This window comes from Actinomadura sp. NPDC023710 (assembly GCF_040639875.1).
Classification (GTDB): Bacteria; Actinomycetota; Actinomycetes; order Streptosporangiales; family Streptosporangiaceae; genus Spirillospora; species Spirillospora citrea.
The window spans coordinates 82,497-104,314 of sequence record NZ_JBFAGB010000029.1 but is presented as its reverse complement, the minus strand read 5'-3'; the positions used below and the strand labels follow the sequence as shown (position 1 = coordinate 104,314).

Annotated in this window: 19 protein-coding genes; 7 read left to right on the top strand and 12 right to left on the bottom strand. The window is 71.7% G+C overall.

Annotated elements, in window-relative coordinates:
• Positions 1-140 precede the first annotated feature (140 nt).
• From alaS to AB0H37_RS30000, 4 genes are all read right to left on the bottom strand, one after another.
• On the bottom strand, positions 141-2,810 hold the full coding sequence (alaS, locus tag AB0H37_RS30015) for an alanine--tRNA ligase (RefSeq protein WP_329091598.1): 2,670 nt from the start codon (positions 2,808-2,810) through the stop codon (positions 141-143).
• 1 nt (position 2,811) lies between these two features.
• Positions 2,812-3,132 (bottom strand): hypothetical protein, encoded by a 321-nt coding sequence (locus tag AB0H37_RS30010; RefSeq protein ID WP_360616486.1) that lies wholly within the window; start codon positions 3,130-3,132, stop codon positions 2,812-2,814.
• Positions 3,129-3,545: a DUF948 domain-containing protein gene (locus tag AB0H37_RS30005; RefSeq protein ID WP_179834501.1), complete on the bottom strand. Its 417-nt coding sequence runs from the start codon at positions 3,543-3,545 to the stop codon at positions 3,129-3,131. The genes AB0H37_RS30010 and AB0H37_RS30005 overlap by 4 nt, the downstream gene beginning before the upstream one ends.
• A gap of 105 nt (positions 3,546-3,650) precedes the next feature.
• Positions 3,651-4,913, bottom strand: a complete 1,263-nt coding sequence (locus AB0H37_RS30000; RefSeq protein WP_218935921.1) for a replication-associated recombination protein A — start codon at positions 4,911-4,913, stop codon at positions 3,651-3,653.
• A gap of 309 nt (positions 4,914-5,222) precedes the next feature.
• Here AB0H37_RS30000 and AB0H37_RS29995 point away from each other — a divergent pair, with 309 nt between their 5' ends.
• The 4 genes from AB0H37_RS29995 to AB0H37_RS29980 all read left to right on the top strand — a co-directional run bounded on the left by AB0H37_RS29995 (position 5,223) and on the right by AB0H37_RS29980 (position 7,724).
• A complete protein-coding gene (locus AB0H37_RS29995; RefSeq protein ID WP_360616485.1) occupies positions 5,223-5,672 on the top strand; it encodes a hypothetical protein in 450 nt (149 codons plus the stop codon).
• A 104-nt stretch (positions 5,673-5,776) separates the two neighbouring features.
• On the top strand, positions 5,777-6,472 hold the full coding sequence (locus AB0H37_RS29990) for a DUF3105 domain-containing protein (protein ID WP_360616484.1): 696 nt from the start codon (positions 5,777-5,779) through the stop codon (positions 6,470-6,472).
• Entirely contained in the window at positions 6,469-7,095 is a 627-nt protein-coding gene (locus AB0H37_RS29985; RefSeq protein ID WP_360616483.1) for a DUF305 domain-containing protein, read from the top strand. Before AB0H37_RS29990 ends, AB0H37_RS29985 begins: the two co-directional genes overlap by 4 nt.
• A 65-nt stretch (positions 7,096-7,160) precedes the next feature.
• Positions 7,161-7,724, top strand: a complete 564-nt coding sequence (locus AB0H37_RS29980) for a TIGR03086 family metal-binding protein (RefSeq protein ID WP_329091611.1) — start codon at positions 7,161-7,163, stop codon at positions 7,722-7,724.
• Between the two features lie 17 nt (positions 7,725-7,741).
• Here the strand turns inward: AB0H37_RS29980 and AB0H37_RS29975 are convergent, their stop codons facing one another.
• Both AB0H37_RS29975 and AB0H37_RS29970 read right to left on the bottom strand, forming a co-directional pair.
• Positions 7,742-8,977 carry a DUF349 domain-containing protein gene (locus tag AB0H37_RS29975; protein WP_329091613.1) on the bottom strand — a complete coding sequence of 412 codons (1,236 nt, stop codon included), beginning with the start codon at positions 8,975-8,977 and terminating at the stop codon, positions 7,742-7,744.
• A gap of 72 nt (positions 8,978-9,049) precedes the next feature.
• The gene (locus AB0H37_RS29970; RefSeq protein ID WP_329091616.1) at positions 9,050-9,799 is read right to left on the bottom strand and encodes a peptidylprolyl isomerase; all 750 of its coding nucleotides are present in this window, start codon (positions 9,797-9,799) and stop codon (positions 9,050-9,052) included.
• A gap of 221 nt (positions 9,800-10,020) precedes the next feature.
• Here AB0H37_RS29970 and AB0H37_RS29965 point away from each other — a divergent pair, with 221 nt between their 5' ends.
• From AB0H37_RS29965 to aspS, 3 genes are read left to right on the top strand one after another with little or no spacing between them, the layout of a single operon-like run.
• Positions 10,021-10,716 (top strand): MBL fold metallo-hydrolase, encoded by a 696-nt coding sequence (locus AB0H37_RS29965; RefSeq protein WP_179834494.1) that lies wholly within the window; start codon positions 10,021-10,023, stop codon positions 10,714-10,716.
• Between the two features lie 11 nt (positions 10,717-10,727).
• Positions 10,728-12,008, top strand: coding sequence for a histidine--tRNA ligase (gene hisS, locus AB0H37_RS29960; protein ID WP_360616482.1), 1,281 nt, complete (start codon positions 10,728-10,730; stop codon positions 12,006-12,008).
• The gene (aspS, locus tag AB0H37_RS29955) at positions 12,005-13,765 is read left to right on the top strand and encodes an aspartate--tRNA ligase (protein WP_360616481.1); all 1,761 of its coding nucleotides are present in this window, start codon (positions 12,005-12,007) and stop codon (positions 13,763-13,765) included. The genes hisS and aspS overlap by 4 nt, the downstream gene beginning before the upstream one ends.
• A 53-nt stretch (positions 13,766-13,818) precedes the next feature.
• On the opposite strand, the gene AB0H37_RS29950 is transcribed toward aspS, so the two are convergent.
• The 6 genes from AB0H37_RS29950 to ruvB all read right to left on the bottom strand — a co-directional run bounded on the left by AB0H37_RS29950 (position 13,819) and on the right by ruvB (position 21,745).
• Entirely contained in the window at positions 13,819-15,993 is a 2,175-nt protein-coding gene (locus tag AB0H37_RS29950) for a bifunctional (p)ppGpp synthetase/guanosine-3',5'-bis(diphosphate) 3'-pyrophosphohydrolase (protein WP_218935919.1), read from the bottom strand.
• Between the two features lie 413 nt (positions 15,994-16,406).
• Positions 16,407-16,931, bottom strand: a complete 525-nt coding sequence (locus tag AB0H37_RS29945; RefSeq protein ID WP_179834490.1) for an adenine phosphoribosyltransferase — start codon at positions 16,929-16,931, stop codon at positions 16,407-16,409.
• A gap of 12 nt (positions 16,932-16,943) precedes the next feature.
• Positions 16,944-18,113, bottom strand: coding sequence for a protein translocase subunit SecF (gene secF, locus AB0H37_RS29940; protein WP_360616480.1), 1,170 nt, complete (start codon positions 18,111-18,113; stop codon positions 16,944-16,946).
• Positions 18,114-18,115: 2 nt separating this feature from the next.
• Positions 18,116-19,924, bottom strand: a complete 1,809-nt coding sequence (gene secD, locus AB0H37_RS29935) for a protein translocase subunit SecD (protein WP_329091627.1) — start codon at positions 19,922-19,924, stop codon at positions 18,116-18,118.
• A gap of 41 nt (positions 19,925-19,965) precedes the next feature.
• Positions 19,966-20,493 carry a preprotein translocase subunit YajC gene (gene yajC, locus AB0H37_RS29930; protein ID WP_179834488.1) on the bottom strand — a complete coding sequence of 176 codons (528 nt, stop codon included), beginning with the start codon at positions 20,491-20,493 and terminating at the stop codon, positions 19,966-19,968.
• Positions 20,494-20,671: 178 nt separating this feature from the next.
• Positions 20,672-21,745: a Holliday junction branch migration DNA helicase RuvB gene (ruvB, locus tag AB0H37_RS29925; protein WP_360616479.1), complete on the bottom strand. Its 1,074-nt coding sequence runs from the start codon at positions 21,743-21,745 to the stop codon at positions 20,672-20,674.
• Positions 21,746-21,818: the final 73 nt, after the last annotated feature.

The window sequence follows — 21,818 nt, the reverse complement described above, 5'->3', positions numbered from 1 at the left end:
GCTTCCCTCGTCGCGTGCTCACTCCTCCGTCGCTCCGCGCGCTCCTCAGTCCAGCCGACGCCGCGCACCTCGCGGGCCTCATCGCCTCGCCTCCGCCCGGCGGTGGCGCGGCTCGCTTCTCCCGCCCCGTCGTGCCGGGCTCACGCGGCCCCTGCTGCCTGCTCGACGGCGGCGAGGGCATCGCCGATCGCGGCGGGGTTGGCGCCGCCCCCCTGGGCCAGGTCGTCCTTGCCGCCGCCGCCTCCGCCGAGCGCCTTGGCGGCCAGGCCGACGAGCGCGCCCGCCTTGAGGCCGCGGTCGCGTGCGCCCTGGGTGACGGCGATGACCACGACGGGACGGTCCTTCGGCACGCCGGCGACCATCACGACCGCGGGGCGCGCGGTGAGGCGGCCGCGGATGTCGACGGCGAGCTTGCGCAGGTCGTCGGCGCCGGTGCCGTCGGGGGCGCGGTGCCCCACGAACGCGGTGCCGCCCACGTCCTTGGCGCCCTCCGCGAGGGACCCGGCGATCGCGAGGACCTGCTGCGAGCGCAGCTTCTCCAGCTCCTTCTCGGCGTCCCGCAGCCGGGAGACCACGCCGGAGAGGCGTTCGGGCAGCTCCTCCTTGCGGGTCTTCATCTGCTCGGCGAGCTGCGCCACGAGGACGCTCTCGCGGGCCAGGAAGCGGAAGGCGTCGATGCCGACGAGCGCCTCGACGCGCCGGACGCCGGCGCCGATGGACGACTCGCCCAGCACCTTGACCAGGCCGAGCTGCCCGCTCCGGGCGACGTGGGTGCCGCCGCACAGCTCGCGGGAGTAGTCGCCGACCTCGACGACCCGGACCTCGTCGCCGTACTTCTCGCCGAACAGCGCGAGCGCGCCCATCGCGCGGGCCTCGTCGATCGAGGTGTGGAAGGCGCGCACGTCCAGGTCGCCGACCAGGACCTCGTTGACCTCGTCCTCGACGTCGCGCAGCACGCTCGCGGGGACGGCCCCGGAGGCGGTGAAGTCGAACCGGAACCGGCCGGGCGAGTTCTCCGAGCCGGCCTGCGCGGCGGACTCGCCGAGCGCGCGGCGGAACCCGGCGTGCACCATGTGGGTGGCGGTGTGCGACCGGGAGATCGCCCGGCGCCGCTCCACGTCGACCTCGGCGTAGGCCGAGTCGCCGGCCTGCGCCTCGCCGCTGCGGACCCGCCCGCGGTGCACGATGAGCCCGGCGAGGGGCGCCTGCACGTCGGTCACCTCGACCACGGCGCCGTTGCCGAACCGGATCAGGCCGTGGTCGGCGAGCTGGCCGCCGCCCTCGGCGTAGAACGGGGTGCGGTCGAGGACGACCTCGACCTCGGTGCCCTCCCCCGCGGCGGGCGCGTTGGCGCCGTTCACCAGCAGCCCCACGAGACGGGCGTCGCCGGCGAGGCTGCCGTAGCCGGTGAAGTCGACCCTGCCGCCGGCGCCGGTGAGCAGCTCGTCCAGGACGGACACGTCGAGGTTGCCGGTCTTCTTGTCGCGGGCGTCCTTCTTCGCGCGGTCCCGCTGCTCCTTCATGAGCCGGCGGAAGCCCTCCTCGTCCACCTGGAGGCCCTGCTCGGACGCCATCTCCAGGGTGAGGTCGATCGGGAAGCCGTAGGTGTCGTGCAGCTTGAACGCCTGGTCGCCCGCCAGGGTCGCGCCGCCGGAGCGCCGGGTGTCCTCGACGGCGGTGTCGAAGATCGCGGTGCCGGTGCGCAGCGTCTGGAGGAAGGAGTCCTCCTCGGCGTCGATGACGGTGTGGATGTTGGCGGCGGTGCGCACCAGCTCCGGGTACTGCTCGCCCATCGCCTGGATCGCGACGGCGGTCAGCTCGTGCATGAGCCCGGCGTCCTGCCCGCCGAGCAGGCGCAGGTTGCGGATGGAGCGGCGCAGGATGCGGCGCAGCACGTAGCCGCGGCCCTCGTTGCCGGGGCGGATGCCGTCGGCGACCATCATCGTGCCGCTGCGGACGTGGTCGGCGACGACGCGCAGCGACACGTCCGCGCGGTGGTCGCGCCCGTAGGAGGTGCCGGTCAGCCCGGCGGCGCGGTCGAGGACCCGCCAGAGGGTGTCGGTCTCATAGATGTTGTCGACGCCCTGAAGGATCGCCGCCATGCGCTCCAGGCCCATGCCGGTGTCGATGTTCTTGGCCGGCAGGTCGCCGAGGATCGGGAAGTCGGTCTTGCTCTCCCCGGGGCCCCGCTCGAACTGCATGAAGACGAGGTTCCATACCTCCAGGTAGCGGTCCTCGTCGGCGACCGGGCCGCCCTCGCGGCCGTACTCGGGGCCTCGGTCGTAGTAGATCTCCGAGCAGGGGCCGCACGGGCCGGGCACGCCCATCGACCAGAAGTTGTCCTCCATGCCGCGCCGCTGGATGCGGTCGAGGGGGACGCCGACCTTGTCGTGCCAGATGCTCTGGGCCTCGTCGTCGTCCTTGAAGACGGTGACCCACAGCTTCTCCTCGGGAAACCCGAAGCCGCCGTCGACCCGCGACCGGGTCAGCAGCTCCCAGGCGAACGGGATCGCCTGCTCCTTGAAGTAGTCGCCGATGGAGAAGTTGCCCAGCATCTGGAAGAAGGTGGCGTGCCGGGTGGTCCGGCCGACCTCCTCGATGTCGGGCGTGCGCACGCACTTCTGGGCGCTCGTCATCCGCTGGGACGGAGGGGTGCGCTGGCCGAGGAAGTACGGCTTGAAGGGGACCATGCCGGCGTTGACCAGAAGCAGGGTCGGGTCCTCGGCGACCAGGCTGGCCGAGGGCACCACCGTGTGCCCGCGCTCCTCGAAGAATCCGAGGAAGCGGCGCGCGACCTCTGCCGACTCCATATCAGTGGCCATCCTTGTCGTTCTCGATGATCGTGTATCTCGCCTTGAGCACGCGGCGGGCCTGCGGCCCCCCGCCGTCCGGCGGGGCCTGGTCCATGCGGACGGCCTCGCGCAGCTCCTCCTCACGGGCCCGCATCTCGGTACGGACGTCGGAGGCGAAAAGCCTCAGCCGCTCGCCGGCGCCCTGCCCGGTCGACACCGCCCGCGCCGCCACGCCCTCGGGCGACCAGGCGCGCGCGAAGCGCTCCACGCGCCGCTTGACGCGGTGCGAGGCGTAGACGCCGGCGCCGGCGCCGACCGAGAGCCAGAACAGCCGCCTCATTTGCGCCCCCTCCCCGGGGAGCGGGCCGGCAGCTCCGGACGTCCGGACGCGGCGCGCTCCTCCCCGTCGCGGTTGCCGAGGGCCTTGCGGACGCCGTAGGAGAAGGCGGCGGCCTTCACCAGCGGCCCGCCGACCACCGAGGTCATCACGGTGGTGACGGCCGAGACGTTCTGGGTGACGCCGGCGACCTGCCTGGTGATGACGTCGGTGCGGCCGAGCTGCTCGTTGGCGCGCTTCACCGTCCGGGTCATGTCGTCCATCAGCGGGCCGGCCTGCTCGCCGATGTCGCGGACGAGCTCGCTGGCCTCGCCGAGGAGCTTGGAGAGCTTCAGCAGGGTGAGAGCGACGAACGAGACGAGCACCGCCCAGAACACGGCCACGATGAGGCCTGCTAGCTGTCCACCAGTAAGCATCAGGGCTTTCCGTTCACGTGAGGTCGGCACGGGGCCGGGCATGGCCTGACAGACCTTACCGGTCCACCAGGCCGCATGGCGGGAGCACCGGGCGGCGGAGAACGATCATCGCCGGTCCCCGGCGCCGCGCAGCACGGAGCGGATCCGCGCGAGCACCTCGGTGAACCGGGCTTCCGCGCCGTGCCTGGTCGGGCGATAGTACTCCCGTCCGTCGACCGCGTCGGGCGCGTACTGCTGGCGGACCACGCCACCGGGGTGCTCGTGCGCGTACTTGTAGCCCTGCCCGTGCCCGATCTTCGCGGCGCCCTTGTAGTGGGCGTCGCGCAGGTGCCCCGGGACGGGGCCGGCGAGCCCCTTGCGGACGTCGCCGAGCGCGCCGTCCACCGCCGTGATCACCGCGTTGGACTTCGGCGCGAGGGAGAGGTGGATCACCGCCTGGGCCAGGTTGATGCGGGCCTCGGGCAGGCCGACGAACTCCACCGCCTGCGCGGCGGCGACCGCGGTCTGCAGCGCGGTCGGGTCGGCCATGCCGACGTCCTCGCTGGCGTGCACGATCAGCCGCCGGGCGATGAACCGGGCGTCCTCGCCGGCCTCGATCATGCGGGCGAGGTAGTGCAGCGCCGCGTCGACGTCGCTGCCGCGGATGCTCTTGATGAACGCGCTGATGACGTCGTAGTGCTGGTCGCCCTCGCGGTCGTAGCGGACGGCGGCCCGGTCGACGGCCTTCTCCAGCACGTCCGGGTCGATCGCCCCGCCGTCGTCGACGACGAGCGCGGCGGCCTCCAGGTAGGTGAGGGTGCGGCGGGCGTCGCCGCCGGCCAGCCGGACGAGGTGGTCCTCGGCGGCGGGGTCGAGGGTGACCGCCCCGTTCAGCCCGCGCTCCTCGGTGAGGGCGCGGCGGATCACCTCGCGCAGGTCGTCCTCGCCGAGCGGCTCCAGGGTGAGCAGCAGCGAGCGCGACAGCAGCGGGCTGATGACGGAGAAGAACGGGTTCTCGGTGGTGGCGCCGATGAAGGACACCCAGCGGTTCTCCACGGCGGGCAGCAGGGCGTCCTGCTGGGCCTTGTTGAAGCGGTGCACCTCGTCGACGAACAGGACCGTCTGCCGTCCCGTCATGCCGAGCTCCCGGCGCGCCAGGTCGATCTCGGCGCGGACGCGCTTGACGCCGTCGCTGACCGCGGAGACCTCCACGAAGCGGCGCGAGGTGACGTGGCTGACGACGGTGGCGAGGGTGGTCTTGCCCGTGCCCGGCGGGCCCCACAGCACGAGCGACATCGGCACGTCACGGTCGACGAGCTGCCGGATCGGCGTGCCCGGGCCGAGCAGGTGGCCCTGCCCGACGACCTCGTCCAGGGCGCGGGGGCGCATCCGGACGGCGAGGGGCTGCTCCGCGCCGCCACGGGCGGGCGCCGCCGGCGGCTTCGCCCGCGCCTCCGCCGGGACCGCCCCGTCCCGCTCCGGAGCGTCGAAAAGGCCCTCCGGCTCGCCCGATTCCGCCCTGCTGGTCACGCTCCGACACTATCTCGCGGCGCGGACAGTCCCGGACGGTCCCGCAGGCCCGCGGGCGGCTGGCAGTTCCCCGCACACGCAGTCTCCGCACGCGCGTCCGGCGGGTGGGAACCCGGAGGACGGCTGCGGCGTTGGAACAGCCCGGAAGACGCGACCAGGAGCGTGACGGTGTCCGGTACGGCCCCCCGTCGACGCCACGGGCTGGCAGGGCTGCTCGTGGCGCTGTTCGTCGTGGGCGGGCTGGTGTTCAGCTACGGGCTGGGCCATGCGCCCCCGGCGCGCGTGTGCACCCAGCACGCCGTGAGCGTTCCCGTCGGCGCCGTCTTCGCGTCCACGGGCCACGAGCAGCCGGGGACCGACGCAACGCCGCTCCGCGGCTTTCAGGGCCCCGCACAGGGCGCGCCGGCCGCCTCCCCGATGAAGGTGCCCGCACCCGTCCCCTCGGACGCGTGCCTGTGCCTGGCCGTCCTGTTCACCCTCGTCCTGCTGGGCCTGGCCGCCGTGCTGCGCCGGCCCGTCTCGCGCCTGCCCGCCCGCCTCGGCTGGACGTTCGCCCCGCCGCCCTGTACCCGGCTCGTCCCCGCGTCCGCGCCCTCCCTCCAGGTTCTCCGGCTGTAAACGGACCGGCCCTTCGGCCGTTCGCACCGCCCGCATCATGCCTGTGCCCGATGCGGCGCTGCCCTGTCCGTTCACATCCACAGCACCCCTGAGAGGCCGCCGGCATGTCCAAGAGCGCCCGCAACAAGAACGCGCGTAACCAGAACGCGCGTAACCAGAACGCGCGTAACCAGAACGCGCGTAACCAGAACGCGCGTAACCAGAACGCGCGCGGCAACACCGCCAAGAAGAACGCGCTGACACAGCGCGAGGTCCCGTGGGGAGGCATCGCGTTCTTCGCCGTGATCGGCCTGGTGGCGGTCGTCGCCGTCGGCCTCACGTTCATGCAGACCAGGTCGTCGTCCGCCGACGGCTCCTCCTCCATCCGCGGCCTGGTGACCAAGGACGGCCTCGGCCGCGGCCACGTCGGCGGCAGCGTCAAGTACGACACCGGTCCGCCGATGGGCGGCGACCACTACCCCGTCTGGCAGAACTGCGACGGCCGCGTCTACGAGACGCCGCTGCTGAACGAGCACGCCGTCCACTCGCTGGAACACGGCGCCGTCTGGATCACCTACCGGCCCGGCCTTCCCGCGGACCAGCTCGGCGTGCTCAAGGGGAAGGTCACCGCGACCGACTACACGCTGCTCAGCCCCTACCCGGACCAGGACTCGCCGGTCACGCTCACCGCGTGGGGCAGGCAGGTGAAGCTCCAGCAGGCCACCGATCCGCGGGTGGACCGGTTCCTGCGGGCCTTCGTGAAGGGCCCGCAGACCCCCGAGCCGGGCGCGGCCTGCTCCGGCGGCAAGGACACCCCGTGAGCGAGGGCGCCGCCGCGCCGCGGGGGCGGCGGGCCACCGTCGTCCTCGCGGCCCTGGTCCTGCTCGCCGGCGCCGTCCTGGTGGCGCTCGCCGTCTCCGGCTCGGAACGGCCCGGCACGGACGGCCCCGAGGCCGGGTTCGCCCGCGACATGAGCGCGCACCACGCCCAGGCGGTGGAGATGTCGTTCATCATCAGGGACCGCACGGACGATCCCGGGACGAGGCTGCTGGCCTACGACGTCATCAACACCCAGTCCGCCCAGATCGGCATGATGACGGCCTGGCTGGACGAGTGGGGCGTGCCGAAGGCCGACCCGTCCGGCCGCATGCGCTGGATGTCCGGCCACGGCGGCCACGGCGGCGGCGGGGCCGCGATGCCGGGCATGGCGACGCGCGGTCAGCTCGCCGAACTGGAGAAGGCATCCGGCCGCACCGCCGAGGTGCTGTTCCTGAAACTGATGATCGCGCACCACCGCGGCGGCGTGGGCATGGCGCGGGCGGCGCTGGAGCGCACGGGGCACGACCGGGTGCGGCGGCTGGCCCGCACGATGGTGGAAGGGCAGCAGGCGGAGATCACGCAGATGAACGCGATGCTCCGGCAGCGCGGCTCCCCCGCCGTGTGACCCGGTCCCCGCGAGGTTCGCGATAGCGCTTGACAGCGCCGCCGGATCGCGCGTCACTGACCACCATGGCTCACAACCTCAGCGGCTACCACCGGGCCCTCGACCTCTTCGAGGGCCTGGTGGCCGGCGTCCCCCGCGACGGGTGGGACGCGCCGTCGCCCTGCTCGGGGTGGACCGCCCGGGACGTCGCCGGCCACGTGACCGGCGGCCAGTTCCTGGTCCGGGCGCTGGCCACGGGACAGCCCGAGCCGGACGTCAACACCGACCCCGCGCGGTTCGTCGCGGGCGACGTCCTGATGAGCTGGCGGACGGCCCGCAAGGAGTGCGCGGCGGCCCTCACCCCCGACGCGCTCCGCCGCCCCATCCCGTTCGACGGGCTGGGCGAGCTGCCGCTGGGCGACTTCCTGGAGGCCTACATCCTGGAGCCGCTGACGCACGCCTGGGACCTGGCCCGGGCGACGGGCCAGCCGGCGCGCCTCGACCCCGACCTCGTCCACCACGCGTTCGCGACGGCCCAGGTGGTCGCCGCCTCACTGCGGACCGAGGGGCATCTGGCGCCGCCCCTGCCCGCGCCGCGCGGCGCGGACGAGCAGACGCGCATGCTCGCCTTCCTGGGCCGGACGGCCTGAAGGCGGCGGCGAGAGGGTCAGGAGAACTCGGCGAGGGTGCGCTCGGCCTCTTCGAGCCAGGCGCGACGGGCGCTGAGGGCCTCCTCGGCCTCCTTGACGTCCTTCTGGCGTCCGGCCTCACGGGCCTTGCCGAGCCGCTTCTCCAACTGCTCGATGGAGCTGCGCAGCTGGCCCACCGTGGCCTCGGCGCGGGCGCGGGCCTCGGGGTTGGTGCGGCGCCACTCGTTCTCCTCGGCGGAGCGGACGGCCTCCTCGATCTTGCGGAGCCGCCCCTCGAGACGGTCGCGCTGGTCGCGCGGCACCATCCCGGCGGCCTCCCAGCGCTCCTGGATCGCGCGCAGGGACTGGCGGGCCTGCCGGACGTCCCGCACCGGCAGCAGCCGCTCGGCCTCGGCGAGGATCTTCTCCTTCTCCTCGGCGTTGCCGCGGAACTCGGCGTCACGCTCGGCGAACGCCGCGCTGCGGGCCTGGAAGAAGGTGTCCTGGGCGCCCTTGAAGCGGGCCCACAGGTCCTCCTCGGCGTCCCGGGAGGCGCGCCCGGCGAGCTTCCAGCGGCGCATCAGGTCGCGGTAGGCGGCGGCAGTGTCGCCCCAGTCGGTGGAGCCCGCCATCGCCTCGGCCTCGGCGACGAGGCGCTCCTTGTCCCGCCGGGCCTCCTCGCGCTGGTCGTCGAGGGTGGCGAAGTAGGCCTTGCGGCGCTTGGTGAAGGCGTTGCGGGCGGCCGACAGGCGCTTCCACAGCGTGGTCTCGGTGGGGCGGTCGATGCGGTCGGCGGCCTTCCACTCCTCGACCAGGAGGCGCAGGCGCTCGCCGCCGTTCTTCCAGTGCGTCTCCTCGACGGCGATGCGCTCGGCCTCGGCGACGATCCGCTCCTTGATCTCGCGGGCCTCGTGCCGGTGCTGCTCGCGCTGGGCCTTGACCTCCTCGCGGCGGCGCCCGACCTGCTCCGACAGGCCCTCCAGGCGACGCAGGAGGGCGCCGAGGTCGCCGACGGCGTGCGCCTCGGCGACGGCCTCGCGCAGCCGGTCGATGCCCTGCTGGGCCTGGGCCGGCTGCAGGTCGGTGGTGCGGACCCGCTGTTCGAGCAGGCCGATCTCGGTGACGAGCGCGTCGTACTTGCGCTTGAAGTAGGCCAGGGCCTCTTCGGGCGCGCCCGCCTGCCAGGAGCCGACGATCCGCTCGCCGTCGGCCGTCCTGACATAGACGGTGCCGTCCTCGTCCACCCGGCCCCAGGGATCGGTCGCGCTGGACACCTTGCCTCCTGAATCGCGGGCCCGGACGCGCTCACGGCGACCGGACCCTCCACACCTTAGTATCCCGTTCGCCTATTTCCCGGCGATCGTGACGTCCTGGATCTCTACCTTCTTCTTGGGCTTGCCGTCGCCCTTCGGGTCCGAGCCCGCGTCAGCGATCTTCTTCAGCACGTCCAGTCCCTTGGTGATCTTCCCGAACACCGTGTAGTCCGGCGGGAGCTGCGAGTCCTTGTAGACCATGAAGAACTGGCTGCCGTTGGAGTCCGGCAGGCTGCTGTGCGCCATGGCGAGCGTGCCCTCGGTGTACATGGCGCCTTCGGTGTTCTCGTTGGCGAACTGGTAGCCCGGCCCGCCGGTGCCCTTCGCGGTCGGGTCGCCGCACTGCAGGACGTTGAGCCCGCCGCTCGTCAACCGGTGGCACGAGGTCTTGTCGAAGAAGTTCTTCTGCGCCAGGTACGTGAAGGAGTTGACCGTGCACGGCGCCTTGCCGCCGTACAGCTGCACCTCCACGTCGCCCTGGTTGGTCTTCATCGTCGTCTGGACGATGTCGGTGTAGGCGGGCTTGCCCGCCGGGGTGCCGATGCCCTTGGGCGCGCCGTCCTGCTGGGCCGCCTTGTAGGTGCACTTGGGCCCGGCGGCGGTGGACTCGTCGTCCTTGGTGAGCACCATGAACGCGGCGCCGCCGACGACGATGACCGCCACCACCGCCGCGGCGGTGATGATCTTGAGTCGGCGCGCCCGCGCCGCCTCCTGCGCCTGCCGCTGCTGCTGGCGCTCGTAGCGCTGCCGCGCGAGCTGCTTCTTGCGGTCCTTCGCCGCCACGTACCTCGCCTCTCCGGTGTGATCAGGTGAACGTGCAGCGCATAGTAGCGGTACCCGGGAGTAAAAGCGTCTCCGCGTTCAGGGAGCGCTTTCCCGCCCGGCCGCGCCCCGGCGGGCCGCGCCCCGCGACACGTCGGCCGCGCCAACTCGTTCGCGGTGGCCGTGGCCGCGCCGGTACCCTCGAACACGCCCACCCGAGATGGTTCAAAGGAAGGACGACCGTGCTCGTCGCCGGGTTCCCCGCTGGATCGTTCGCCGCGAACTGCTACGTCGTGGCGCCCGCCGCCGGTGAGGAGTGCGTGATCATCGATCCCGGCCAGGACGCCGAGGGCGGGATCGAGGAGATCCTGCGCGAGCACCGGCTGAAGCCGGTCGCGGTGCTGCTGACGCACGGCCATCTCGATCACGTCTGGTCGGTGGCCCCGGTCTGCGGCGCCAAGGACGTCCCGGCCTACGTCCACCCCGACGACCGCGACCTGCTGACCGATCCGGCCAAGGGCCTGTCCCTGGGCGCCGGGCAGCAGCTGTTCGGCGGGCTGGAGCTGTCCGAGCCGGACGACGTGCGCGAGCTGGCCGACGGGTCGGTGCTGGAGCTGGCCGGGCTGAGCTTCACCGTCGACCATGCGCCGGGCCATACGCCCGGGTCGGTGACGTTCCGGACGCCGAAGGCGCAGCAGATCCCGGACGTGATGTTCACCGGCGACCTGCTGTTCGCCGGCTCCATCGGGCGCACCGACCTGCCGGGCGGATCGTACGAGCAGATCCTCGCCAGCCTGTCCCGGGTGTGCCTCACGATGCCCGACGAGACGGCCGTCCTGCCCGGCCACGGCGACCAGACCACAATCGGCCGCGAGCGCGCGACCAACCCGTTCCTCTCGGAGTTGGTCCCCGCGGACGGACCTGACAAGGGATTCTGATCTAAAACACCATGAGTTCGAGTTTCCGGGCCCCAAAGGGGGTCAGCGAGTACGTCCCGCCGCGCGCGGATCTCTTCTACGCCATCCGGGAGGCGTTCGCCGAGCAGGCGAGGCTGGCCGGGTACGGGTATCTGGAACTGGCGGTGTTCGAGGACACCAACCTGTTCCGGCGCGGCGTCGGCGAGTCCACCGACGTCGTGTCCAAGGAGATGTACACCTTCGAGGACAGGGGCGGCCGGTCGCTGACGCTGCGCCCCGAGTTCACCGCGTCGGTGCTGCGCTCCGTCCTGGAGAACAACCTGCACAAGGGCTCGCTGCCGGTGAAGGTGTGGACGACCGGGGCCGCGTTCCGGGCCGAGCGCCCGCAGCAGGGCCGCTACCGGCAGTTCTACCAGCTCGACCTGGAGGCGATCGGCAGCGAGGACCCGCAGGTCGACGCCGAGACGATCGCGATCGCGTGGAACTGGTACCGGTCCCTCGGCCTGACCCGGGTGCGGCTGCTGCTGAACTCGCTCGGCTGCAAGGAGTGCCGCCCCGCCTACCGGGCCCTCCTGCAGGACTTCCTGCGCGGCCTGGACCTTGACGAGGACACCCGCGCCCGCGTCGAGATCAACCCGCTGCGGGTGCTGGACGACAAGCGTCCCAAGGTCCGCGAGCAGCTCGCGGGCGCCCCGCTGATGGCCGACCACCTGTGCCCGGCGTGCAAGGCGCACCACGACCGCGTCCGGGAACTGCTCGCCGACCTCGGCATCGCGTGGGAGGACACCCCCACCCTCGTCCGCGGCCTGGACTACTACACCCGCACCACCTACGAGTTCGACCACCCGCTGCTCGGCGCCCAGTCCGGCATCGGCGGCGGCGGCCGCTACGACGGGCTGTCGGAGGACATCGGCGGCCCCCCGCTGCCCGGCATCGGGTTCGGGCTCGGCCTGGACCGCACGATCCTCGCCCTGGAGGCCGAGTCGTCGGACGAGGCGGGCCCCGCGTTCGCCGCCAAGCCGCGCTGCGAGGCGTTCGGCGTGGCGCTCGGCGACACCGCCGAGCGGCGCCTTTTCGCGCTCGTCGCCGAGCTGCGCAGCGCCGGGATCGCCGCCGACATGGCGTTCGGCGGCAAGAGGCTGAAGGGCGCCATGAAGGACGCGGACCGCTCGGGCGCCCGGTACGCCGTGATCCTCGGGGAGCGAGATATCGCGGACGGCGTCGCCCAGGTCAAGGACCTGGCCGAGGGCGAGCAGACCGCCGTCCCGCTCACCGACCTCACCACGACGTTGAAGGAAAGGCTCTCGAAATGATCCGCACCCACGAGGCGGGGACGCTCCGCAAGGAGCACGCCGGGCAGCAGGTAACGCTGGCCGGCTGGGTCGGGCGCCGCCGCGACCACGGCGGCGTCACGTTCATCGACCTGCGCGACGCCTCCGGAACCGCGCAGGTCGTCTTCCGCGAGGAGGACACCGCGCACGACCTGCGCGCCGAGTACTGCGTCAAGGTCGTCGGCGAGGTCCGCGTCCGGCCTGAGGGCAACGAGAACCCCGAACTGCCCACCGGCGGGGTCGAGGTCGCCGCCGCCCGCATCGAGGTGCTCTCCGACGCGGCGCCGCTGCCGTTCCCCATCGAGGGCGACGTCAACGTCAACGAGGAGATCCGCCTCAAGTACCGCTACCTCGACCTGCGCCGCGAGAGCGTCGCGCGGGCGATGAAGGTCCGCTCGGAGGCCTCGTTCCTGACGCACGAGGTGATGCGCGCGCACGGCTTCGTGAACGTCGAGACGCCCACCCTCACCCGGTCCACCCCGGAGGGCGCCCGCGACTTCCTCGTCCCCGTCCGGCTCAAGCCGGGCCACTGGTACGCGCTCCCGCAGTCGCCGCAGCTGTTCAAGCAGCTCCTCATGGTCGGCGGCCTCGAACGCTACTACCAGATCGCCCGCTGCTACCGCGACGAGGACTTCCGCGCCGACCGGCAGCCCGAGTTCACCCAGATCGACATCGAGATGTCGTTCGCCGAGCAGGACGACGTCCTGTCGGTCGGCGAGGACCTCGTGGCGCGCCTGTGGAAGGAGATCGCCGGGTACGAGATCCCCCGCCCGATCCCCCACATCACCTACGCCGACGCGCTGGCCCGCTACGGCTCCGACAAGCCCGACCTGCGGTTCGGCAACGAGCTGACCGACATGACCGAGTACTTCGCCGGCACGTCGTTCCGCGTGTTCCAGGCCCCCTACGTCGGCGCGGTCGTCATGCCCGGCGGCGCGTCCCAGACCCGCAAGGAGCTGGACGGCTGGCAGGACTGGGCGAAGGCCCGCGGCGCCCGCGGCCTCGCCTACGTGCTCGTCCAGGAGGACGGCACCCTCGGCGGCCCGGTCGCCAAGAACCTCTCCGACGCCGAAAAGGAGGGCCTCGCCGCCAAGACCGGCGCCTCCCCCGGCGACGCGGTCTTCTTCGGCGCCGGCAAGCGGCACTCCACCCAGGAGCTCCTCGGCGCCGCGCGCCTGGAGATCGGCCGCCGCCGCGACCTGATCGACGAGTCCGCCTGGAAGTTCGTCTGGGTCGTGGACGCGCCGATCTTCGAGCCCGTCGAGGACGACAAGGGCGAGCAGGTCGGCTGGACGTCGGTGCACCACCCGTTCACCGCGCCCAAGCCCGAGTACGCCGACACCTTCCAGGAGGACCCGGGCACCGCCCTCGCCGACGCCTACGACCTCGTCCTGAACGGCAACGAGATCGGCGGCGGCTCCATCCGTATCCACCGGGCCGAGATGCAGCAGCGCGTCTTCGACGTGCTGGGCCTGTCCAAGCAGGAGGCGGAGTCCAAGTTCGGCTTCCTGCTGGAGGCGTTCAAGTTCGGCCCGCCGCCGCACGGCGGGATCGCGTTCGGCTGGGACCGGGTGGTCATGCTCCTCGCCCGCCAGGAGTCGATCCGCGATGTGATCGCCTTCCCGAAGGCCGCCTCCGGCTACGACCCCCTGACCGCCGCGCCGACCCCCATCACCCCGGAGCAGCGCGCGGAGGCCGGCGTCGACTTCGTCCCCGAGGACGAGCCCGCCGAGAACTGACCCGTACGCGAGAGGGCGGCCGCAGACGCGGCCGCCCTCTCGCGTACGTGCTCCTACTTGGTGGCGCCGCTCGTCACCCGGTAGACGTCGTAGACGCCGTCGATGGAGCGGACGGCCTTCAGGACGTGGCCGAGATGCTTCGGGTCGCCCATCTCGAAGGTGAAGCGGCTGACGGCGACGCGGTCGCGGGTCGTGGTGACCGACGCCGACAGGATGTTGACGTGCTGGTCGGACAGGACGCGGGTCACGTCCGAGAGCAGGCGGGGCCGGTCGAGCGCCTCCACCTGGATCGCGACGAGGAACACCGAGTCCTCGCCCGGGGACCACTTGACGTCGATCAGCCGGTCCGGCTGCGACCTCAGGCTCTCGACGTTGGCGCAGTCGGAGCGGTGGACGGAGACGCCGTGGCCGCGGGTCACGAAGCCGACGATGTCGTCGCCGGGGACCGGGGTACAGCAGCGCGACAGCCGGATCCACACGTCGGGGTCGTCGGCGACGACGACGCCCGGGTCGCCCGCGGGGCGGCTGCGCTTGCGGCGCGTCGGCAGCGCGATCTCGGCGAGATCCTCTTCGGCGCTCTCCACGCCGCCGAGGGCGTCCACCAGGCGCTGCACGACGTGCTGCGCGGAGACCTGGCTCTCGCCCACCGCCGCGTACAGCGACGACACGTCCGGGTAGCGCATGTCGCGGGCGAGGGCGAGGAGGGCCTCGCCGGACATCATCCGCTGCAGCGGCATGTTCTGCTTGCGCATCGCGCGGGCGATGGCGTCCTTGCCGGACTCGATCGCGGTGTCGCGGCGCTCCTTGGAGAACCAGTGCTTGATCTTGTTGCGGGCGCGGGCGCTCTTGACGAAGCCGAGCCAGTCGCGGCTCGGGCCCGCGTCCTGCGACTTGGAGGTGAAGACCTCGACGGTGTCGCCGTTGTCGAGGGTCGATTCGAGGGGGACGAGGCGCCCGTTGACGCGGGCGCCGATACATCGGTGCCCGACCTCGGTGTGGATCGCGTACGCGAAGTCGACGGGGGTGGCGCCCTGCGGCAGCGCGATCACGTCGCCCTTCGGCGTGAAGACGAACACCTCGGAGACCGACAGGTCGAAGCGCAGTGACTCCAGGAACTCGGCCGGGTCGGCGGTCTCCTTCTGCCAGTCGAGGAGCTGGCGCAGCCACTGCATGTCACCGGCCTTGCGGCCGCCGACCGTCTCCTCCTTGTACTTCCAGTGCGCGGCGACGCCGTACTCGGCGCGGCGGTGCATGCCCCAGGTGCGGATCTGCAGCTCGACGGGCTTGCCCTCCGGGCCGATCACCGTCGTGTGCAGCGACTGGTACATGTTGAACTTCGGCATCGCGATGTAGTCCTTGAACCGGCCGGGAACCGGGTTCCACCGCGCGTGGATCGAGCCGAGGGCGGCGTAGCAGTCGCGGACGCTGTCGACGAGGACCCGGATGCCGACCAGGTCGTAGATGTCGTCGAAGCTGACGTCCCGCGCGATCATCTTCTGGTAGATCGAGTAGTAGTGCTTCGGCCGGCCCGTCACGGTGGCCTTGATCCGGGCCTCGCGCAGGTCGGTGGAAACGTTCTCGATCACTTCCTGCAGGTAGACGTCGCGGCGCGGGGCGCGCTCGGACACCAGGCGGGCGATCTCGTCGAACCGCTTGGGGTACAGCGTGGCGAACGCGAGGTCCTCCAGCTCCCACTTCAGCGTGTTCATCCCGAGGCGGTGCGCGAGCGGCGCGAACACCTCCAGGGTCTCGCGGGCCTTCTTCTCCTGCTTGTGCCGCGGCATGTAGCGCAGCGTGCGCATGTTGTGCAGCCGGTCGCCGAGCTTGATCACCAGGACGCGGATGTCGCGGGACATCGCCACGACCATCTTGCGCACGGTCTCGGCCTCGGCGGCCTCCCCGTACTTGACCTTGTCGAGCTTGGTGACACCGTCGACCAGGGCGGCGATCTCGTCACCGAACTCGGCGCTCAGCTGGTCGAGGGTGTACGGGGTGTCCTCGACGGTGTCGTGCAGAAGCGCCGCGCAGAGCGTCTCGGTGTTCATGCCGAGCTCGGCGAGGATGGTGGTGACCGCGAGCGGATGGGTGATGTACGGGTCGCCGCTCTTGCGCTTCTGATGCCGGTGGTAGTGCGCGGCCACGTCGTAGGCGCGCTCGATGAGCCGGAGGTCCGCCTTCGGGTGCGTGTTGCGGACCGTCTTGATCAGTGGTTCGAGTACCGGGTTCATAGCGGGGCCGCGCTGGGCGCCCAACCTGGCGAGCCTACGGCGCACCCGGGCGGCGGACGGCGGGATCGTGGCCGGCGTGGGCCTGGACGGGACGGCGGGCCCGGACGCTTCATCGTCGTCCGGGGCGGCGCCAGGGTCTGGAGCTGGGGGAACATCGGATCTCGACGAGGGCTGGGCGGGCGGGGCGGACGCGGGCGTCCGCGCGGCGGGCTCGTCGGGCTCGGGCGGCCGGACGTCGGGCGGTGGGGGCGCGCGCCGCTCCTCGGCGGCGGTGTTCACCGCGTCGGTCGATACCACCTCACCTGGCACCCAGCCTCCCTAGTCCATCCCGGGCGCCGCACCCGCCGTCGCGCGGGCCGCGCCCGTTCCGACCGGACCCTGATGGCGTCAGTGTATCCGGCCCCTATTTCGTACTAGACCGTAACCAGGGAGTGAACGTCCAGATTCCCCAGCTTGTCGCGTCCGTGCAGGAACGACAGCTCGAGGAGGACCGACAACCCGACGACCTCGCCACCGCCCCGCCGCACGAGCTCGGCGGTGGCCCTGGCCGTCCCTCCGGTGGCCAGGACGTCGTCGACGATCAGCACCCGGTCGCCCGGTTCGAAGGCGTCGAGATGGATCTCGATCGTCTCGCTCCCGTACTCGAGATCATAGGTCTCCGCGTCCGTCGCCGAGGGCAGTTTCCCCTTCTTTCGCACCGGGACGAAGCCCGCCCCGAAGTGGTAGGCGACGGGCGCGGCGAGGATGAACCCGCGGGCCTCGATACCGACGATCTTGTCGATGGTGCCGCGGCCGTAGTGGTTCACCACGGCGTCGACCACCCCGGCGAACGCCACATGGTCGGCCAGCAGAGGGGTGATGTCCTTGAACATCACCCCCTGCTTGGGATAGTCGGGGATGTCGCGGATCCGCTCCTGGATCAGCTTGCCGAGGTCCACTCCGTCCCCGCCCTACTTGCCGCCGCGGCGCTGCTGCCGCGACCCGCGCTTCGGCTGCTGCCGCGACCCGCTCTGCACGACCTTCCGCACGGTGACCGTGCTGCGGATCTCCGGGGTGTCGTGCTCGGCGTCCTCGCCGGCGTCGTCGTCGGACGGGTCGTCCTCGGCCGAGGCGGCGGAGGCGCCGGCACCGGCCCTGACCTTGGCCTTCGACGCCCGCTTGGCGCTCTGCTCGCGCCGGGCGATGTTCTGCCGGAGCTGCTTGAACTTCGGCTCGCGCTCCTTGAACTGGACGAGCAGCGGCGTCGCCACGCAGATCGAGGAGTACGTGCCGACGATCATGCCGACGAACAGGGCGAGCGAGAGGTCCTTCAGCGTGCCCGCGCCGAACAGCGTCGTTCCGATGAACAGGATCGCGCCGACCGGCAGGATCGCCACCAGAGAGGTGTTCAGCGAGCGGACCAGGGTGCTGCTGAGCGCCTGGTTGGCGGCCTCGCTGTAGGTCATCTTGGAGGTCGGGCCGAGCGGCTTGGTGACCTCCTTGATCATGTCGAAGACGACGACCGCGTCGTACAGCGAGTAGCCGAGGATCGTCAGGAAGCCGAGCAGCGTGGCCGGGGTCACCTCGAAGCCCGACCAGGCGTAGATGCCCGCCGTGATCACCAGGTCGTGGACGAGCGCGACCACCGCGGCCACGGCCATCCGCCACTCGAACGCCACCGACAGGTAGGCGATGATCAAGATCATGAAGACGAGCAGCGCCTGCCAGGCCTTCTTCTGGATCTCACCGCCCCACGAGGCGCCGACGACCTGCGTGCTGACCTTGTCGGCGGGAACGGTCAGCTCCTTGGCGACGCTCGTCTTGACCTCGGTGACCTGGTCGGAGGACAGGCTCTCGGTCGTGACCCGCCAGTCGCCGCCCGCCTTCTGCACGATCACCTGGTGGGCGCCGCCGTCGCCGACGGCGCCGCGCACCTGCTCGATCGACGCGCTCGGCGCCTTGAAGGTGAAGACCGAGCCGCCCTTGAACTCCACGCCGAAGTTGAGGCCCTGCACCAGCAGGCCCGCGATCGACAGCGCCAGCAGCAGACCGGAGATCGTGTACCAGATCTTCGGCCGGCCGACGATGTCCGCGCTGATCTCGCCCCGGTAGATCCGGGAGATGGCCGCACGCGTTCCCATGCTCAGGCCTCCTGGCTCGTCGTGCGGGCGGCTGGGGCGGAGGTGTCCTGCGCCTTGTGCAGGCGCCTCGGATCGAGACCGGACATCGGATGCCCGCGTCCGAAGAAGTTCGTGCGCGCCAGCAGCGCGACCATCGGCTTGGTGAAGAAGAACACCACGATGACGTCGATGAGCGTCGTGAGACCCATCGCGAACGCGAACCCGGCCACGCCGCCGACCGCGAGGAAGTACAGCACCAGCGCCGCGAGGAAGGTGACGGCGTCGGCGACGAGGATGGTGCGCCGCGCCCGCTTCCAGGCGTTCTCCACCGACGAGCGCAGCTTGCGCCCCGCCCGCAGCTCGTCCCTCAGCCGCTCGAAGTAGACGATGAACGAGTCGGCGGTGATGCCGATGGACACGATCAGGCCGATGATGTGCGGCAGGGAGAGCCGGAAGCCCATCCCCTCACCGAGGATCACCACCGCCTCGTAGGTGATGACCGACGCCACGACCAGGCTGGACACCGCCACCAGGCCGAGGCCCCGGTAGTAGAACAGGCAGTAGAGCACCACCAGGCCGAGCCCGATCGCGCCGGCGATCAGCCCGCCGGTCAGCTGGTCGGAGCCCAGCGTGGACGACACCTCGTCGATGGAGCTCTGCTTGAACTCCAGCGGCAGCGCCCCGTACTTGAGCACGTTGGCGAGGTCGGTGGCGTACTGCTGGTCGAAGCTGTCGGGCGGGCCGTCGATGCTGGCGGTGCCGCCGGTGATGGCGCCCTCGCGGATGCTGGGCGCCGAGACGACCTGCCCGTCCAGGACGATCGCGACCTGCGCCTGCGGGGAGGACGGGTTCTGCTGGTAGGCCTGGGACGCGGCGGTGGTGACCTCGCCGAACTGGCGGGCGCCCGTGCCGTCGAACTTCAGCGAGACCGACCAGCTGGCCTGGCCCTGCTGGGCGTTCGGCGGCATCGCGGTCGCCGAGGAGACGTTCTCGCCCAGCACCCGGACCGGGCCGAGGATGTACTTGGCGGCCTGGCCGCTCTCCTCGTCCTGGTCGCAGGCGGCGACGAACTTGCGGTTCGGGTCGTTGGACCCCGGGGCCCGCCGGTCGCCGCCGTAGCAGTTCAGCGCCTCGAACTGGCTGATCACGGCCTTGTCGGTGACGCCCGGGTAGTCCTGCGTGGGAGCCGTGGGCTGCCCGGACGGCTGGCCCAGCGGCGAGGACGCCGACGGCGTCGACGACGGGGCGGCGGACCCGGACGGCTTGGGCGTCGGGGCCGTCAGCGCCCCCGACAGGGCCCGGCCGCGCGGGGTGGACGACGCCGACGGCGACGCGCTCCCCGAGGGCGAGGCCGACGCGGACGGCGACGGGCTCTTGCCCCCGTCCTTCTTCTCCCCCGTGCCCTTGGACGGGCTGGGGGACGGGGCGGGCACCGCCCCGCTCGACGGCTTGCCGTCGGCCACCGCGAACACCTGGCGGAACTGCAGCTTGGCCGTCGTCCCGATCAGGTTGACGACGCGGCCCTGCCCCTCACCGGGGACGTTCACCACGATGTTGTTGCTGCCCTGCTTGGCGACCTCGGCGTCGGACACCCCCAGACCGTTGACGCGCTTCGTCATGATCTTGACGGCCTGGTTCATCTGGTCGGCCGGGGGATTCTTGCCGTTCGCGGTCTTGGCCGTGAGCGTCACGGTCGTCCCGCCGGCGAGGTCCAGGCCCAGCTTGGGCTTCGTCTGCCCCTGCCAGACCGCCAGACCGGCCAGGACCACCATGATCGCGAAGAGCGCGAGGAGCGTGCGCCCGGGCTTGGGAGCATTTTTGGGCGGAGCCACTTGTCGTCGTACTTCCCGTCGTATCGTCGCCGTGAGAGGGGTCAGGCGGGCTTGTCGCCCGCCTCGACCTTCGCCTTCCCCTTCGGCTTGGACTCGGGCTCGCCGTCCTCGCCCGCGGTGTCCTCGCCCGCGGCTTCCGCGGCCTCGCCGTCCCCGTCCTTGGACAGGTCGACCTCGGAGCCGTCCTTGGACAGGTCGACGCGGTCGCCGTCCTCGTCGCGCTCCTCGTCCTCGATGTCCTCGTCGTGCTCGTCGTCGAGCTCCTCGGGCTCGTCGTCCTTGAGGACCTGCATGACGGCCTGCTTGACGAAGCGGACCTCGACGCCGTCGGCGATCTCCAGCACGATGCCGTCGTCGTCGACCGACACGACGGTCGCGCGCATACCGCTGGTCGTCAGGACGCGAGCGCCCGGTTCCATGGCGTTCTGCATCTGCATCTGCTCTTTCCGGCGCTTGCTCTGCGGCCGGATGAGCAGGAAGTAGAAGACCAGTGGCACGGCGAGGAGCAGGAGCAGGTTGAAGGACCCGCTACCGCCCGAGCCCGCCGCAAGAATAATGTCGCTGCCCATTACTGGGGCATCCTTCCGAAGTTGATTGCCCAGCCTGTGACCGGATCGGTCACGTGCCACGGGACCGCCGGCTGGAGACGGTGAACCAAGTCCCGGAGTCTAGAGAGTACGCGAGACCCCGGCAACGAGGCGACGATCGGCGACGCCGGGAAGTTCCCAACCCGTTATCAGATGATCACTATTCGGCCCGGCCCGTGTCCCCGTCCAGGTCGAACAGGGCGCCCGCCATCGGAGCCGTCGGCGGCTGGGGAAGCCCCAGGTGCGCCCACGCGGCGGCCGTGGCGACCCTTCCGCGCGGCGTCCTGGCGAGCAGCCCCTGCCGGACGAGGAACGGTTCCGCGACGACCTCGACGGTCTCGGGTTCCTCCCCCACCGACACGGCCAGCGTCGACAGGCCCACCGGCCCGCCGCCGAACTTGCGCATCAGCGACTCCAACACGGAGCGGTCGAGCCGGTCCAGGCCCCGCTCGTCCACCTCGTACAACGCCAGGGCCGCGCGGGCCGATTCCCGCGTGACCACGCCGTCGGCGCGCACCTCGGCGTAGTCGCGGACGCGGCGCAGCAGCCGGTTGGCGATGCGGGGCGTGCCGCGCGAGCGCCCGGCGACCTCGGCGGCGGCCTCTTCGGCGATCTCCACGTCCAGCAGCCGGGCGGACCGGTGGACGATGATCTCCAACTCGGCGGGCTCGTAGAAGTCCATGTGCGCGACGAAGCCGAACCGGTCGCGCAGCGGACCGGGCAGCATGCCGGCGCGCGTGGTGGCCCCCACCAGGGTGAAGGGGGCGATGTCCAGCGGGATCGCCGTCGCCCCGGGGCCCTTGCCGACGACGACGTCGACGCGGAAGTCCTCCATCGCCATGTAGAGCATCTCCTCGGCGGGCCGCGCCAGCCGGTGGATCTCGTCCAGGAACAGCACCTCGCCCTCGGCGAGGGTCGACAGCACGGCCGCGAGGTCGCCGGCCCGCTCGATCGCCGGCCCCGAGGAGATCCGCAGCGGCTGCCCCAGCTCCGCAGCGATGATCATGGCGAGGGTGGTCTTGCCGAGTCCGGGCCCGCCCGACAGCAGCACGTGGTCGGGGGTCCTGCCACGCCCCAGGGCGCCGTGCAGCACCAGCGAGAGCTGCTCACGGACCCGCTCCTGCCCGACGAAGTCGGCCAGCTTCTTCGGCCGCAGCGCGGCCTCGATCTGCTGCTCCTCGGCCCCGCCGGCGTCCGCGGACACCAGCCGCTCGGCCTCGTCGGCTCCGCTCATCCCCGCCCCCTGCGCCTCCCCCGGTCCACTGCCATTCATCCGTGTCTCCTGTGGGAGGCGACTCCCACACCCC